The 16158-nt window shown below is 72.1% G+C and carries 14 protein-coding genes; 7 read left to right on the forward strand and 7 right to left on the reverse strand.

The features are described 5' to 3' along the window. The coding region (locus D8M35_RS11290; RefSeq protein WP_148113362.1) for a DUF1992 domain-containing protein at positions 1–526 on the reverse strand (526 nt) is incomplete at its 3' end. 135 nt (positions 527–661) lie between these two features. On the opposite strand from D8M35_RS11290, the gene D8M35_RS11295 reads away from it, so the two are divergent. Continuing rightward, positions 662–1723, forward strand: a complete 1062-nt coding sequence (locus tag D8M35_RS11295) for a sodium:calcium antiporter (RefSeq protein ID WP_126891951.1) — start codon at positions 662–664, stop codon at positions 1721–1723. Positions 1724–1786: 63 nt separating this feature from the next. Here the strand turns inward: D8M35_RS11295 and D8M35_RS11300 are convergent, their stop codons facing one another. Further along, entirely contained in the window at positions 1787–3604 is a 1818-nt protein-coding gene (locus tag D8M35_RS11300) for a glycoside hydrolase family 15 protein (protein WP_126891952.1), read from the reverse strand. 611 nt (positions 3605–4215) lie between these two features. Between D8M35_RS11300 and D8M35_RS11305 the strand changes: the two genes are divergently transcribed. The 4 genes from D8M35_RS11305 to D8M35_RS11320 all read left to right on the forward strand — a co-directional run bounded on the left by D8M35_RS11305 (position 4216) and on the right by D8M35_RS11320 (position 8544). Continuing rightward, positions 4216–5382, forward strand: coding sequence for an RtcB family protein (locus D8M35_RS11305; protein ID WP_126891953.1), 1167 nt, complete (start codon positions 4216–4218; stop codon positions 5380–5382). 116 nt (positions 5383–5498) lie between these two features. Further along, on the forward strand, positions 5499–6332 hold the full coding sequence (locus tag D8M35_RS11310) for a DUF1206 domain-containing protein (RefSeq protein ID WP_126891954.1): 834 nt from the start codon (positions 5499–5501) through the stop codon (positions 6330–6332). Between the two features lie 197 nt (positions 6333–6529). Further along, entirely contained in the window at positions 6530–7405 is an 876-nt protein-coding gene (locus tag D8M35_RS11315) for an SMP-30/gluconolactonase/LRE family protein (RefSeq protein ID WP_126891955.1), read from the forward strand. 41 nt (positions 7406–7446) lie between these two features. Next, positions 7447–8544: an alpha/beta fold hydrolase gene (locus tag D8M35_RS11320; RefSeq protein WP_126891956.1), complete on the forward strand. Its 1098-nt coding sequence runs from the start codon at positions 7447–7449 to the stop codon at positions 8542–8544. 117 nt (positions 8545–8661) lie between these two features. On the opposite strand, the gene D8M35_RS11325 is transcribed toward D8M35_RS11320, so the two are convergent. The 5 genes from D8M35_RS11325 to D8M35_RS11345 form a co-directional block, all read right to left on the reverse strand. Continuing rightward, the gene (locus D8M35_RS11325; protein WP_126891957.1) at positions 8662–9855 is read right to left on the reverse strand and encodes an NAD(P)/FAD-dependent oxidoreductase; all 1194 of its coding nucleotides are present in this window, start codon (positions 9853–9855) and stop codon (positions 8662–8664) included. Between the two features lie 7 nt (positions 9856–9862). Continuing rightward, positions 9863–10663 (reverse strand): SDR family NAD(P)-dependent oxidoreductase, encoded by an 801-nt coding sequence (locus D8M35_RS11330; protein WP_126891958.1) that lies wholly within the window; start codon positions 10661–10663, stop codon positions 9863–9865. A gap of 9 nt (positions 10664–10672) precedes the next feature. Beyond that, positions 10673–11179: a Dps family protein gene (locus D8M35_RS11335; RefSeq protein ID WP_126891959.1), complete on the reverse strand. Its 507-nt coding sequence runs from the start codon at positions 11177–11179 to the stop codon at positions 10673–10675. 121 nt (positions 11180–11300) lie between these two features. Further along, positions 11301–11813: a MarR family winged helix-turn-helix transcriptional regulator gene (locus tag D8M35_RS11340; RefSeq protein ID WP_126891960.1), complete on the reverse strand. Its 513-nt coding sequence runs from the start codon at positions 11811–11813 to the stop codon at positions 11301–11303. Positions 11814–11969: 156 nt separating this feature from the next. Then, positions 11970–12527: an NADPH-dependent FMN reductase gene (locus D8M35_RS11345; RefSeq protein WP_126891961.1), complete on the reverse strand. Its 558-nt coding sequence runs from the start codon at positions 12525–12527 to the stop codon at positions 11970–11972. Between the two features lie 111 nt (positions 12528–12638). Between D8M35_RS11345 and D8M35_RS11350 the strand changes: the two genes are divergently transcribed. Further along, positions 12639–14282, forward strand: a complete 1644-nt coding sequence (locus D8M35_RS11350) for a glycoside hydrolase family 13 protein (protein ID WP_126891962.1) — start codon at positions 12639–12641, stop codon at positions 14280–14282. A gap of 197 nt (positions 14283–14479) precedes the next feature. After that, positions 14480–16158, forward strand: a 1679-nt coding sequence (locus D8M35_RS11355) for a DUF11 domain-containing protein (protein ID WP_161972648.1), incomplete at its 3' end; no start/stop codon positions are given.

Genomic DNA, 16158 nt, shown 5'->3' on the forward strand with positions numbered 1-16158 from the left:
TGGCACGACGGGCGTCCCGCCGCTCGCGCCAGCGCTCGACCTCGGCGTCGACGTCGCGCATCGGCGTGACGACCGGCGGCCCGCCGAGCAGCTGCCGCCGCGCCTCCTTCACCCGGGCGTTGAAGTCCACGAGCACCGCACGGACGTCGTCCTCGGTGGTGAGTGCGTCGAGGTGGTCGTCGAGCTCGGCGTCCTCAGTCCGCAGCGCCAGCGCCGGCGGAGCGATGCCGCGGATGTCCTCGCGCTCGATCTTGGCCTTGATCCACCAGTCCGGGTCGTGCCGTCCGTCGTTGCCCGGCAGCGGCTTGCCGTGGTACGGGTTGCCCTCGAAGACCCCGCGGCGCTCGGCCTCCTCGATGCGGGCGCGGGCGTGGCGCTCGACGTCCTGCAGCCGGAGCAGGCGGCGTTCCTCGCGGACCTCGTCCGGGTCGAGGGAGCCGCGTTCGATCTCGCTGTCCACCAGCTGCTGGTACCGGTACCGGGCAGCTCGTCGCAGCCGGTCCATGCGTGCGTCGACGTCGTTCATCGCACGTCCATGATGCCCCCGACCGCTGACGTGGAGCCCAGGAGCCGGGCCGCGGCGCGTGCGGTCGTCGTGTCGGACGAGCCGTTCGGCGCACGCCTCGGAGCGTCCCCGGGTGCCGGGGGCCACGGTCGGTGCATGGGATCGCTGCCGCTGTGGGCGCTCGTCCTGATCTTCGTGGCCGGAGCCGCGGTGATCTGGGTCGCGGGCATCCAGCTCTCCAAGACCACCGACGTCCTCGACGACCGACTGCACCTCGGCAGCGCGCTCGGGGGGCTCATCGTGCTCGCGGTCGCGACGAACCTGCCCGAGATCGCCATCACGGTGAGCGCGGGCCTGTCGGGCAACATCGAGGTCGCCGCGGGCAACATCCTCGGCGGCATCGCCCTGCAGACGGTCGTGATCGCGATCCTCGACGCCTTCGGCAAGCGGGGCAAGGGGGTGCGGCCGCTCACCTACCGCGCTGCGTCGCTGACCCTGGTGCTCGAGGCGATCGTCGTCGTGGCGGTCCTCGCCGTCGTCGTCGCGGGGAGTCAGCTCCCGCCGGACCTCGTCGTCGCGCGGCTCACGCCGGACGTGGTGCTCATCGCGGCCATCTGGGTCGTCGGGCTCCTGCTCGTGCAGCGCGCCGGCAAGAGCCTGCCCTGGCACGAGGACGGACGCGCCCCGGATGCCTCCCCGCACACCTCGGGGCACCGGACCCGGAAGCAGGACCCGCCACGGATGAGCACGAGGAAGGCGGCGATCGTCTTCACGGTGTCCGCCCTGGCGACGCTCGTGGCCGGTGTCGTCCTGGAACGCGCCGGCGACGCCGCCTCCGAGCAGATCGGGTTGTCCGGCGTGCTCTTCGGTGCGACGGTACTGGCCCTCGCCACGAGCCTGCCGGAGATCTCCACCGGCATCCAGGCCGTCCGCCAGGGCGACGACAACCTGGCCGTCTCGGACATCTTCGGCGGCAACGCCTTCCTGCCGGTGCTGTTCCTCGTCGCCACGGTGCTCTCCGGCAAGGCCGTGCTGCCGCAGGCGAACGCGAGCGACGTGTACCTGACGGCACTGGCCGCGCTGTTGACGCTCGTCTACGCGGTCGGACTGGTGTTCCGACCGAGGCGGCGGATCATCGGGTTGGGCGTCGACTCGTTCGTCGTGGTCGTGCTGTACCTGGTCGGCGTGGCGGGTCTCGTGGCGATCACCCTCGGCTGAGCAGGGCGCGCGGACGTCGCGGTGGGCTGGGGGTCCGACTCCCGCACCCGCACCCGAGCCGGCTCAGGACTCGGCCGCGACCTCCTCGATCGTCAGCGCTGCCTGGATGAGCGCGAGGTGCGACAGGCCCTGCGGGATGTTGCCCATGAACTCGCCGGTCTCCGCGCTCAGCATCTCGCTGAACAGGCCGACGTCGTTCGCCTGCGCCACCATCTCGTCCATCAGCGTCCGGGCGTCGTCCACGCGTCCCGTGCACGCCATCGCCGCTGCGAGCCAGAACGAGCAGGCGACGAACGGTGACTCCTCCTGGTCCATGCCCGTGTACCGGTAGACCAGGGGGCCGTGCTGCAGTTGCTCCTCGATGGCGCGGATGGTCGATGCCATGCGCGGCCCTCGGTCGAACGACGACATCGCGTGCAGCAGGATCGACGTGTCCAGCGCGTCGGAGCCCGGGTACATCACGTAGTGCCCGCGTTCCTCGTCCCACCCGTGCTCGGCGACCCACTGCTCGATGAGCTCGCGGTTCTCGATCCACTTGTCCCGCGGACCGTCGATCATGCCCTTGTCGTGGAGCTCCACCGCGGCGTCGAGGGCCTGCCAGCAGCCGATCTTGCTCGTCACGTAGTGCTGCGTGTCCGTCAGCTCCCACATGCCGGAGTCGGGTTCCTCCCACCGGTGGCAGGCGTCGTTCGCGAGTCGCTCGAGCACCGAGGCCGTCTGGCGGTCGAGCACGTTGCCCGCGACGACGTACTGGCGGAGGATCTCGAAGACGTCACCCCAGACGCCGAGCTGCAGCTGGTCGCCCGCGCGGTTGCCGATCGTCACCGGGCCGATGCCCTTCCAGCCGGGGACGTCGCGTTCCTCGACGTCGTCGGTCTTCGAGCCGTCGAGCTCGTAGAAGATCGGCATGGTCTCGTCGTGCTCGGCGATGGTCCGCATCACCCACGACACCGCCGCGTGCGTCTCCTCGCGGAGCCCGAAACGGGTGAGGGCGTGCACCGTGTACGACAGGTCGCGGACCCAGGCGAACCGGTAGTCCCAGTTCTTGCCGCCCGTCCGGTCCTCGGGAAGGCTCGTCGTCGGTGCCGCCGCGATCGCACCCGTGGGGGAGTAGATCAGCAGCTTGAGTGCGAGCGCACTGCGCTGCACGGCGTCCGACCACGGGCCGTCGTAGGAGAACTCCTCGGACCACGTCGTCCAGTTGGCGATGGTGCGGTCGACCGCGTCGAGCGTGCGCTCCGGCTCGGGCAGGAAGATCGGCTCGTTCTCGGTGCCGACGATCGTCAGGATCGACTTCGAGCCCTCGTTCGTGGTGAAGCGGCCGGAGAAGCGCGGCCCGTCGTCGTGCACCGGCTCGAAGCCGTGCTCGACGATCGCGATCGTGACCCCGTCGATGCCGATCACGGCACCGTTGCCGGTGTCGAGGCGCTTCGGCTCCGCGGTGTTCAGCAGGGTGCCGGGAACGACGGCCCACTCCATCTCCACCGTGCCGGAGACGCCCTGCACGCAGCGGCCGATCTCGGCCCACGGCAGACGACCGGCGACACCGGTGACCATCGCGTCGGTGACCGTGCAGGATCCGGTGTCGGTCGTCCACGTCGTGACGAGGACGTTCGTGCCCGGCAGGTACTCGCGCTCGATACGGGCGTCACCGATGGGACGCAGCGCGATGTGTCCCCCGTGCTCGGCGTCGAGGATGCTCGCGAACACCGGCGGTGAGTCCATCGACGGGATCGGCAACCAGTCGATCCGGCCGTCGCGTGCGACGAGCGCGACCGTGCGACCGTCACCGATCGCTCCGTAGGAACGGAGCGGGACGTAGCCGTCGGTCCGTTCCTCGTTGTCGGTCGCGTCGGGGGTGTCGCGGGTGCGCTCGGTCATGCCACCAGCCTGCACGGAGGGACGAGGCGACCATCAGCCGGACGTACCCCGCTGTGGATCGGTGCGCCGCGCCTCCCGTGCGTGCAGGAGCGACCGCCGGAACGACCGCCGGAGCGACCGCAGGAGCGACCGCCGAGACGCGCGTCAGCGGCACAGCGGACGACGCGACACGCCCGGGCGACTTGTGCGGCCCGGGCGTGTCGCACTACTGTCGGTCCTCCTGCCCGACGGGCGGGACCGCCCGCCCCGGGCACCCGTGGAAGGACCGCGATGCGCGCCCAGCAGCACAGCAGCCGCACCGAGCACCAGCTCGATGCGCTCGTCGTGCTGCCCGCGCTGCAGTACGCGAACCAGTCCCTCCGCGAACCCGCGTAGGCACGCCGCCGTCTCCCGACGCTCCGTGCCCACCCGGCCCGGGGCGTCCCTCCCGTCGTTCCTCCACAGGTGCACCGCACCGGGTCGGAGGCGCAGGACCCGTCCGCCCCGGACCGTCACCACGACGGCCACCGGCCGTCACCGCGACGGCCACCGGCCGTCACCACGACGGCCACCGGCCGTCACCGCGACGGCCACCCGGCCGTCGTCGACCGTCACGACGAAGGACGAACACCGTGGAGAAGATCACCGACCGATTGCTCAGCTGGGCCTCGATGCTCGAGGAGAACACCGAGCAGCAGGCCCGCACGACGGCCCGGATGCCGTTCGTGTTCCCGCACCTCGCACTGATGCCCGACGCGCACCTCGGGCTCGGCGCCACCGTCGGGTCCGTCATCCCGACCCTCGGCGCCGTGATGCCGGCCGCCGTCGGCGTCGACATCGGCTGCGGCATGATCGCCGTGCGCACGCAGTTCGGGAGGGCCGACCTGCCCGACGACCTGCAGCCCCTCCGCGAGCAGATCGAGCGGGCCGTCCCGCTGTCCGCGGGGGCCTCGAACCGCAAGATCGTCGCCACCGCCGCGCCGCGGATCGCCGAGCTCGAGACGATGGCCGAGGCCGCCGGCTTCGACCCCGCCGGAGCACACGGCGGCTGGCGGAACCAGCTCGGCACGCTCGGGTCGGGCAACCACTTCATCGAGGTCTCGCTCGACGAGCAGGACCGGGTCTGGCTCTTCCTGCACTCCGGGTCGCGCGGCGTCGGCAACAAGATCGCCCAGCGGCACATCACGGTCGCCAAGCGGATGATGCAGCGGTGGTGGATCGAGCTGCCCGACCCCGACCTGGCCTACCTCGTCGAGGGCACGCCCGAGTTCGACCGGTACATCGCCGAGCTCCGGTGGGCGCAGCACTTCGCCCTGCTCAACCGCGAGGAGATGATGGACCGGGTCGTCCGGCAGCTGGCCGAGGTGCTCGGCCGGCCCGTGGACGAGCAGGAGCGGATCAACTGCCACCACAACTTCACGCAGCGCGAGACGCACTGGGGCAAGAGCGTCTGGGTGTCCCGCAAGGGCGCGATCCAGGCGAAGGAGGGGCAGCCCGGCCTCATCCCCGGATCGATGGGCACCGCCTCGTACGTCGTCGAGGGGCTCGGCAACAAGCCGTCGCTCGAGTCCTCGCCGCACGGCGCCGGGCGGCTGTTCTCGCGGTCCGCTGCCCGGCGGACCTTCACGCACGAGCAGCTGCGCGAGGCGATGGCGGGGATCGAGTACCGCGACACGGACGCGTTCCTCGACGAGATCCCCGCGGCGTACAAGCCGATCGACCAGGTCATGGCGGACGCCACCGACCTGGTGACGATCCGGCACACGCTGCGGCAGGTCGTCAACGTCAAGGGTGACTGACGGCGGACGGGAGGCGCGTGGCCGGGTCCGCCACGCGCCTCCCGTCCGACGCTCGTCCCGACACGCTGTGCGCCCCGCTGCGGACAGCGGTCCGTGCGTCGGGCACGCTCGAGGGGATGAGCGACCAGGCGGAACGAGCAGCACGCGAGACCGGACGACAGGCGAAGCGTGTCGCCGACAGCAGGTGGTTCGAGCTGACCGCGCGGGCCGGGTACGTCGGCAGTGGTGTGGTGCACCTGCTGATCGGGTACCTCGTCGTGCTCCTCGGGTTCGGGAACGCGTCCGGGGGCAGCGAGACCGACCAGTCCGGAGCGCTGCAGCAGCTCGCGGACGTACCCGGAGGCGTGGCCCTGCTCTGGGTCGTCGCCGTCGGGACCGCGGCGCTGGCCCTGCGGCTCCTGCTCGAGGCGGTCGTCGGCGGCCGGTCCGACAGCGCCCGCGCCTGGGCGGCACGGGCCAAGGACGTCGGCAAGGCGGTCGTCTACGGCGTCGTGTCGTACACGGCCGGGTCGTTCGCGCTCGGAGCCGGCAGGAGCTCCAGCGGGTCGACCCGGGGCGCGGCGGCGCAGGCCCTCGCGACGCCGGGTGGGGTGTTCCTGCTGATCGCCGTCGGTGCGGTGGCGATCGCGATCGGTGCGGCCCTGGTCGTGCAGGGATGCCGTCGCTCCTTCTGGAAGCAGCTCGTGCGTCCGCGGCAGCCGCTCGACCGTGCCGTGACCGTGCTCGGGACGGTCGGGTACGTCGGGAAGGGCATCGCCGTCGCGGTCGTCGGGGTGCTGATCGTCGTCGCGGGCGTCCGCAGCGACCCGGACCAGGCGACCGGGCTCGACGGGGCGTTCGACGCGCTGCGCGATCTGCCCGCCGGGTCGGTGGTGCTCGTCGCGGTCGGCATCGGGTTCCTGGCCTACGGCGTCTACAGCTTCTTCCGAGCCCGGTTCGCGCGCCTCTGACGCCGAGACGCCGGCGTCTCGACCGATGTGCACGGCCGCGAGACGCCGGCGTCAGCGCGAGACGCACCGAAGTCATCGAGACGCCGCTGGATCCGAGGGCGTCTCGCGGCGATGGCGTCGTCTCGCCGCGACGCCGGCGTCTCCGTGCACCGGGTCGCTGGTAGGTCGTGCACGCCGGCCCCGGTAGACGGGAGGGCATGACCACCGACGCCGTGACCGGGCCCGTGACCGTCTTCTGCGACGAGCAGGCGGTGCTCGCGGAGAGCATCGTCTGGGACCCGACCGCCGAGCGGCTCCGCTGGACCGACATCACCCTCGGGCTGCTCACCACCGCCCGCGCGGACGGCACGGTCGAGTCGAGCGTCGCGCTGCCGCCGCCCCTGGCGAGCTTCCAGCCCCGTGCTGCGGGCGGGTTCGTCGCGGCACTCGGCGACACGGTGGTGCTCACCGACGACCGCGGCGTGGTGGAACGCGAGCTGGTCCGGGTGCACCACGCGACCACCGAGATGCGGTTCAACGAGGGCAAGTGCGACCCGTTCGGCCGGTTCCTCGTCGGCAGCATGGACCTCTCCGACCAGGACCCGGCGGGAGCGCTGTACTCGATCGAACCCGACGGCACGACGCGCGTGCTGCGAGGCGGCTTCGGCGTGACGAACGGCATCGAGTGGTCGGCCGACGGCAGCGTCATGTACGTCACGGACACGAGCACCTCGACGATCTACCGCGGCGCGTACGGCCCGGACGGCGAGCTCGGCGAGCTCGAGCCCTTCGTCAGCGGTGCCGCGCACGACGGGCTGGTCCGCGACGACGAGGGCTGCTTCTGGACGGCGGTCTACGGCGCCGGTCGTGTGGAGCGGTGGGACGCCGAGGGCCGGCACCTCGAGACCGTCGAGGTACCGGCACCGAACGTGACGTCCGTGGCGTTCGGCGGCCGGGACCTGTCGACGCTCTTCGTCGGCACCGCGCGTGAGAACAGCACCGAGGAGCAGCTCGAGCAGTACCCGCACTCCGGCGCGGTCTTCGCGGTGCCGACGCGGGTGCACGGCGCTCCCGCTTCCGCGTTCGGCGGCTGAACGGCGGGTAGCGTGGGAGGTCGCCGATCCCAGGAGGCCCCGTGACCGAACAGGACGAACAGGACGACCGGACCCCGCCGCCCGCTCCCGACCCCGCCGGTGCGCTCGCGCGGGCCGAGGACGCCGACGTGCAGGTCGAGGTCGACCGCATCGCCGTCGACGGCACCTACGTCCGGGTGAGCTCGATCGGGCAGCCGGGCGACCGCGCGTTCGTCCTCGTCGCCGGGCTCGGGATCGCCGCGACCTACTACGAGCGGCTCGCGCCGCACCTCAACGAGAACGGCCCGGTGCACGCCCTCGACCTGCCGGGCTTCGCCGGGGTCCCGCGGTTCCGGGGTGCCGTGTCGATCGAGCGGTACGCGGACGCGGTCGAACAGGTCATCCGTGAGCTCCGGCTCGAGGACCCGGTGCTCGTCGGGCACTCGATGGGTACCCAGGTGGTCACGGAGGTCGCCGCACGGAACCCGCACATCCGCGACCTCGTGCTCATCAGCCCGGTCGTCGACAGTCGTGCGCGGAGCATCCCGATCTCGGCGTTCCGCTTCCTGCGGTCCGCGCTGCACGAGCCCGCCGCGGTCCGGTGGCACGCCGTCACCGCGTACGCGCTCTGCGGGTGGCACTGGTTCCGGAAGGTGCTGCCGCAGATGATCGCGTTCCCGATCGAGGACCGCGCTGCCGAGGTGCAGGCCCGCACCCTCATCGTCCGCGGGGAGCACGACGCGATGGTGCCCCGCGACTGGGTCCGGTCCCTGGCGCGGGTGTTCCCGCACGCGGTGCTGCGCGAGGTCGTCGACGGAGCGCACTCCGTCATGCACGCACAGGCGGACGCGGTGGCCCGGCTCGCCGTGGCGCTCGTCGACGGACGGATCACCGACCGTGGCGTGGGCTCGCTGCAGCGGGTGCGCGACGACACCACGTCGTCCGACCTGGCCCGGCTCGGCCCGAAGGACGCCTGGCTGGTCGTCAAGTCGCGCTTCATCGAGCTGTTCGGCATGGCGAAGGGCGACGACGAACAGCTGGAGCGGGCGAAGTCCGCGCACGCGGTCGCGATGGCGGACGGTGACGGCATCCCCGTGGACCCGGACGACCGCCGTGCGGTCGTCGACGACGTCGCTCCCGAGGTGCGCGACCGGCGCTGACGGCGCGCCGCGCGCACAGGGTGACGGCCTGGAGGCGCGACCCGTCAGGTCGGGTCGCGCCTCCAGGCCGTCGCGTCAGGATCCGCGCGTCAGGATCCGCGCGTCAGGATCCGCGCGTCAGGGCGTGATGCGGCCCGGCAGCATGTCCCGCGTCAGGCCGTGCGCCTCGGCGAGCACCTTCCGCGCCTCGTCGGTCTTGTCGGGGACGTTCCAGAGCAGCACGCCACGCACCGTGTCGTCGTCGTCCAGGTAGTAGACGACGCCGGTGGACAGCGGTTCCTGCCAGTCCTCCACGGTCTGCAGCTCGGTCGACACCTGGCCGACGGCCTCGTAGCCCGTGTCGAACACGTTCGAGTAGAACATCGGCGTGTGGTCGTACGTCTCGTCCGCGTCGGCCAGGTTCCGGCCGACCTGCCGGCCCTGCTCCTTCGCGTTGTCGACGTGCTCGACCCGACGCGTGCCGAGGATGCGGTCCGGGTACTCGGCGACGTCACCGGCGGCGAACACCGACTCGTCGTCGGTCACCAGCGTCGACGAGACCACGATGCCGTCGCGCACGGTCAGACCGGCGTCCGCGGCGAGCTGCGTCTGCGGCTCGATGCCGAGTCCGGCGACGACCGCGTCGGCCTCGAGGACGGATCCGTCGTCGAGCGTCAGGCTGACGCCGCGGTCCGACTCCGTGCCCTGTTCGACCCGTCGTCCGGTGCGGAGCTCGATGCCGTGGTCGACGAAGCGCTGCTGGAAGGCGTGCGCGAGGTCGTCCGGGAACATGTGCCCGCCGAGGACCTCGTCGGGCGTCACGAGGGTCACCCGGGCACCGTTCTGCACGATGCCCGCGGCGATCTCGGTGCCGATGTAGCTGCCGCCGACGACGGCCACGTGCGCACCGGCATCGGCGAGCTCCCGCAGCCGGCGGTAGTCGTCGGCGCTGCGGAAGTCGAGGACCCGTGAGGAGGGCGACAGGCCCGGCAGGCTGCGCGGCTTCCCGCCGGTCGCGAGCAGCAGGCGCTCGTACCCGTGGGTGTCGCCGGCCGAGGTCGTGACGGTCCTCACCTCGCGGTCGATCGACGTCACGACGGTCCCGAGCACGAACGTCGCCCCGGTCTCCTCGGTGTGCAGGTCGACCTTCTCGTCCCAGCTGAACTCCGGGTCGGTCCAGAGCTTCTTGGACAGGGCCGGTCGGGCGTAGGGACGGTCGGTCTCCTCGCTGACGATGCCGATCGAGCCGTCGGCGTCGATCTCCCGGATCCCGCGGGCAGCGGCGTCGGCCACCATCCCGCCGCCGACGATCAGGTAGCGGAAGTCGGTCATGGTCCTCCTAGATGGTGGCGACCGAGCCGGAGTCGACCCGGTAGTTCGACCCGTTGACGAAGCTCGCCAGGTCGGAGCAGAGGAAGGCGACGACGTTCGCGACCTCTTCGGGCTCCCCGCGGCGACCGAGCTCCATGTACGGACGCTGCTCGTCGAGGAAGCTCGAGATCGCCTCGTCGAACGAGGTCCCCTGCTCCTTCGCCCGCTTGTCCATCATCGCGTCGGTCATCGGGGTGTGGATGAAGGCCGGGCTCACGGTGTTCACGAGCAGACCCTCGGACGCGTAGGACCGCGACAGGCCCTTCGCGAAGGAGAGCACGCCGGCCTTGGCGGCGCAGTAGGGCAGTTCGTCGTCGTAGGGCTGGGATGCGTCCTCGGAGACGAGGTAGACGATCCGACCCCACCCGCCCTTCCGGAGGTCGCCGATGAACTCGCGCGTGATGCGCACCGGGCCCATCAGGTCGACGTCGATGGTGTCGAGCCAGCCCTGCTCGTCGATCTCGTGGAACATCCCCTGGGCGCCCGTGATGCCGGACGACTGCACGAGGATGTCGATCTCACCGACGGCGTCGCGCACGCGCTCGTGCAACGTGGCGAGACTGTCCGCCTTCGTCACGTCGGCGGCGAAGGCGAAGAGCTTCCCGTGCGGTGCCTCGAGCTGGTCGGCGCTCGTGTCGAGGCGGCCCTGGTCGAGGTCGGTGACGACCACGGTCGCACCCTCCGCCAGGAGGATGCGAGCCGTGTTCCAGCCGATGCCGGAGTCGCCACCGAAGACGAGCGCGACCTTGCCGGTGATGCCGAGGTCCACGTGTCGTCCCTACTCGTGCTCGGAGGCCTCGGCGACGGCCGGGGTGGTGGCGGCGGCCAGCGGGGTCCGCGGCTCGCGGTTCTCAGCGGAGACCATCCAGGCGAGCTGCTCGAGGCGCTCGATGAAGCCGTGGAGCAGGTCCGCGGTCGTCGGGTCCTCGTCGTCGACCTCGTCGTGCACGTCGCGCATGGTGCCGGTGGCCTGGTACAGCCGGAGCGTGATGGCGTCGATGGCGTCGTGCGTGTCGATCTCGCCGTCCGGGAAGGCGTCGAGGTGCGTGCCCGCAGCGACCGTGGCCGAACGGCCGTCCGGGATCGCGTACAGGGCGCGCATGCGCTCCGCGGTGTCGTCGGCGAACTCACGTGCGGCGTCGACGATCTCGTCGAGCTGCAGGTGCAGGTCGCGGAAGTTGTGTCCGAGGATGTTCCAGTGGGCCTGCTTGCCCTGCAGGTGCAGGTCGACGAGGTCCACCAGGACGGCCTGGAGGTTGGCGGCGAGCTTGTCCGATGCGTGCATGATCGGCTCCTTTCGCGGTCGGTGACCCTTCTGGTCTACGCGGTCGCGTGGACGACGCTCTCAGTGCACGTGCACCCGGGCGTCCCCCGTGGGGCCGACGGTCGTGCTCCGGCGCCGACCGTCAGTGCTCGGGCGCGGGGTCGACCTGGTCGACGGCGTCGCGCATCCGCTCGAGGAAGGACGCGACGACGCGGGCGTCGTCGGCGGACAGCCCCTCGGCGATGGACATCATCCGCCGGTGCATCACCCCGAGGGTGGCGCGGACCTCGTCGTCGGTCTCGGTCGTGGGGGTGATCACGAGCGCGCGACGGTCGGTCGGGTGCGGGTCACGACGGACGTGGTTCGACCGCACGAGCCGGTCGATCAGGATCGTGGTCGAGGCCGACGAGATCTTCAGGTAGGCGGACAGGTCCTTCGGTTTGACCGTGCGGCCGGCGCGCTGGGCCTGCAGCAGGTAGCGGACGGCGAGCAGGTCGGTCTCGCCCATCCCCATCGAGTCGCGGGTCCGTCGCCGCATCGCGGTCTCGGCCGCCCGGTAGCGACGCAGGGCGTTCAGCACGGCGACGCCGCGCTGCGTGGCGTCGTCGTCGGGGAACCAGTACCCCGACGCCTCCGTGATCTCCTGCGTCGCCATGCCGTTCAGGGTAACCCGTCTGGTATCTCGGTGGTCTAGCGGATCCGGATCCTGTGGACGGGTCGTCGCGTCCGTGCAGGACGGCCTGGAGGCGCGGCACCAGCCGGCACCGCGCCTCCAGGCCGTCTCGTGGTCACCGGGTGGCGACCCGGTCGCTCAGGCCGCGGCGCGTGCGTCCGCCGCGTCCGCCAGGGCGCGGAGCGCGCCCTGCACGAGCTCGACGACCTCGGCGTCCTCGCGCGGGTGGGTCTCCGCGAACCGGACGACCGACTGCGGGATGGCGACCTTGACGTCCTCCAGGACCGTCGCGCCCGCGATGCCCGCGGACTTGCGGGCGTCGTCGTGCGCCCACACGCCGCCGTACTGGCCGAAGGCCGAGCCGATCACGGCGAGCGGCTTGCCCGACAGGGGCGACGAGCCGAACGGACGCGAGCCCCAGTCGAGCGCGTTCTTCAGCACGGCCGGCATCGTGCCGTTGTACTCGGGGGTGACGAGCAGGACGGCGTCCGCGGCGGCGACGGCGTCGCGGAACGCGACGGCTGCGGCCGGCGGGGTGTCGCCGTCGATGTCCTCGTTGTAGAAGGGCAGGTCGACGATGCCGTCGAAGGTGGTGAGCGTGATCCCCTCGGGGGCGTGCTGCTCGGCGGCCTCGGCGAGCTTCCGGTTGATCGAGCCGGCGCGCAGGCTGCCGACGAGAGCGAGGACGTTCGTCATGGTGGTTCCCTTCTGTCCGTGACCGTTCGGTCACAGAATGGTGTCAGGGACAACCAATGCGGACCCTGGACGCTGCATTCCCGGTCCGGACCGGCTGGGTAGGTTGGCCCGGTGAGCACCCATCGGACGCCCGCCAGCACCCCGCGCACCACCGACCCGGACTGGTGGCGCCAGGCCGTCGTGTACCAGGTGTACCCGCGGAGCTTCGCGGACACCGACGCGGACGGCCTGGGTGACATCGCGGGCGTCACGAGCCGCGTGCCGTACCTGGCGTCGCTCGGCGTGGACGCGGTGTGGCTCTCGCCCTTCTACCCGTCGCCGCTCGCCGACGGCGGCTACGACGTCGCCGACTACCGTGACGTCGACCCGCGCCTCGGCACGCTCGACGACGTCGACACGTTCATCCGCACCGCGCACGAGCACGACATCCGCGTGATCGTCGACGTCGTGCCGAACCACACGTCCGACCAGCACGAGTGGTTCCGCCAGGCGCTGGCGGCCGCGCCCGGCTCTCCCGAGCGTGCGCGCTACGTGTTCCGGGACGGGGCGGGGGAGGCCGGTGAGCTGCCGCCGAGCGACTGGGTGTCGAACTTCGGCGGCAGTGCGTGGACGCGGGTGCCGGACGGGCAGTGGTACCTGCACCTGTTCGCGCCGGAGCAGCCCGACCTCGACTGGTCGAACCCCGAGGTCCGTGCGGACTTCGAGCACACGCTGCGGTCCTGGTCCGACCGCGGGGTGGACGGCTTCCGGGTCGATGTCGCGCACGGACTCGCGAAGGACCTGTCGACGCCGTACCGACCCTCGAACGAGCAGGCCCTGCCCCTCGACGGTTCGGACCCGCTGTACGACCGCGACGAGGTGCACGAGATCTTCGGGACCTGGCGCTCCGTGCTCGACGAGTACGACCCACCGCGTGCCGCGATCGCCGAGGCCTGGGCGCCGGCGCCCCGCCGCGTGCTCTACGCCCGGCCGACCGAGCTCGGGCAGGCCTTCAACTTCGACCTGCTCGAGGCTCCGTACGACGCCCGGGCCTTCCGCACGATCATCGAGCGGAACCTCGCGATGTCGGCCGAGTCCGGAGCCTCCTCGACGTGGGTGCTGTCGAACCACGACGTGGTCCGGCACGCGACGCGGTACGGCCTGCCCGACGGTACCGACACCGACGCGTGGCTGCTGACCGACGGCACCTCGCCCGAGCTGGACCGCCGGCGCGGGGAGCGCCGGGCGCGCGCGGCGACGTTGCTGGTCCTGGCGCTGCCGGGGTCGACGTACCTGTACCAGGGCGAGGAGCTCGGGCTGCACGAGGCCCCGGCGATCCCGCACGAGCTGCTGCAGGACCCGAAGTGGATCCGCACCGGGCACACGGTGAAGGGCCGGGACGGCTGCCGTGTGCCGATCCCGTGGACGCGGACGGGCCCGTCGTTCGGCTTCGGCGACGTCGCACCGCACCTGCCGCAGCCGGAGGACTTCGGTGACTCGTCGGTCGAGGCCGAGGACGGCGACCCCACGTCGACGCTGTCGCTCTACCGCCGGGCGACGACCGCCAGGCGACGACTGCAGCAGGGTGAGGAGCTGACGTGGCTCGGTGCCGGTGACGACGTCGTGGCGTTCGCCCGGCACGACGGCTGGCGTTCGGTGTCGAACCTCGGGACGTCGCCGGTGCCGATGCCGTCCGGCTCCGTGGTGCTGGCGTCCGGCCCGCTCGACGCGGGCGACGGGATGCTGCCCGGCGAGACCACGGTGTGGCTCGCCTGACCGAGGTGCGGCTCGGGTGTCCCCGGGCCATCCCTGCACAGCGTCGCTCGGAGGAGCCGTTCTCCACAGGAAGACCCGACGGCCACTGACGAGGGCGCCCCGCTCGCGACGATCGGGGCATGACAGACACCTCGATCCCGACAACGGTCCATCCGGACGGCCGACGCCGCCACCGACGGCGCCCACGCAGCGCCCTCGTGAGCGGCCTCGTGGCCCTGACCGTCCTCGCGGCGCCGGCGCTCCTGCCGTCGAGTTCCTCCGCGGACGACCTCGCGTTCCCGTACGTGAACCGCTTCGACTCCGCGGCCGGCGGCACCCTGAGCGGGGATGCGCAGGTCGTCGGCGGGCGACTCCGGCTCACGGACCAGACGACCCACCAGGCCGGCGCCTGGTCGACGGACGACACCTTCCGGTCGGACCTCGGACTCGACATCGAGTTCTCGTACTCGATGGACAACGACACCGGGGAGCTGGGGGCCGACGGGCTGCTCCTCTTCCTGGCGGACGGCCGTGCACAGCAGGGCGTCGGTGCCTACGGCGCAGCGCTCGGGTACGCCTGTCGGTCGAGCGCCACCCAGGGCGGTGGGCCACCGTGCGACCTCCCGGGGGTCCCGGGCGGGTTCGCAGCCGTCGCGGTCGACCACTACGGCAACTTCTCGCAGGACATCAACGGATCGGGTGTGGGGCGTCGCCCGGACTCGATCGTCGTGCGGGGGTCCGGTGACGGCACCACCGGCTACCGGTACGTCGACGGGGTGCCGGCGCCGGGCGGCACCCTCACCGAGGGCTCCGGGACGCGGCGGGTCCGGATCAGCCTCGTCCCGGGGGCGAGCGGCGAACTGTTCGTGACGGTCCGGCTCGAGGTCGGCGGCGTGCTGCAGACCGTCCTCGACCGCGTCCCGCTCCACGGGCGGGGGCAGGCGCCGCTGCCGGACACGCTGCGACTGGGGTTCTCGGCCGCGACCGGTGACTACGCCGACGTCCACGAGATCGACGAGGTCCGGGTCTCCCAGCCCGTCGACCTCGGCGTCGCGCAGGACCTCCCGGCGTCGGCCCGGCCCGGAGAGCCCTTCAGCTACACCGTCACCGCGTCCGACGCCGGTCCGAACCGATCCGACCCGAGTGCCTTCCACGTGGACGTCCCGGACGGTCTGCGCGACGTGACGTGGTCCTGCAGCGCGACCGACGGGTCCGCCTGCGGCGCGAGTACCGGCACGGGAGACGTCGACGTCGCGCTCGACCTGCTCCGGGACGGCGCGGCCACGGTCACCGTGACGGGCACCGTCGCGGACGACGCCGTCGGGTCGCTCGAGAGCACCGCCACCGTCACTCCGCCGGCGTCCCTGGCGGACGTCGACGAGTCGGACAACCGGTCCGTCGCCTCGAGTCGTCTGGAGCCAGCACCTCGTGCCGAGGCGCAGCTCGAGACCGACAAGGCGGTGTCGCCCTCGACGGGCGTGGCACCGGGCGACGAGGTCGAGTACCGGGTGACGGCGAGGAACCGTGGGCCGGACCCTGCGCACGAGGTCGGCGTGGTCGACGACCTGCCGGCGGCGATGCGGTTCAGCAGGTCCGACGACGACTGCTCCGCCGAGGGACAGCACGTGACCTGTCGGTCCGACGAGGCGCTGGCGGTCGGCGGGACCCGGTCGTTCCGCATCCGCGCGGTGCTCGACCCGGACTACCGAGGTGACGGGTCCGACGTCGTGAACGTGGCGACCGCGACGTCCCCCACCGACCCGGACGGCGGGGACCCCTCGCCGGAGGTGTCGATCGGCGTCACGGTACCCGGCGACGGCGACGGCGACGGCGACGGCGACGGCGCGGGGACGCCGCCGCCGACCCCGGTGGCGAGCGCGTCGCCCACGCCTGCTCC

It is taken from the genome of Curtobacterium sp. HSID17257, assembly GCF_003989515.1.
GTDB lineage: Bacteria > Actinomycetota > Actinomycetes > Actinomycetales > Microbacteriaceae > Curtobacterium.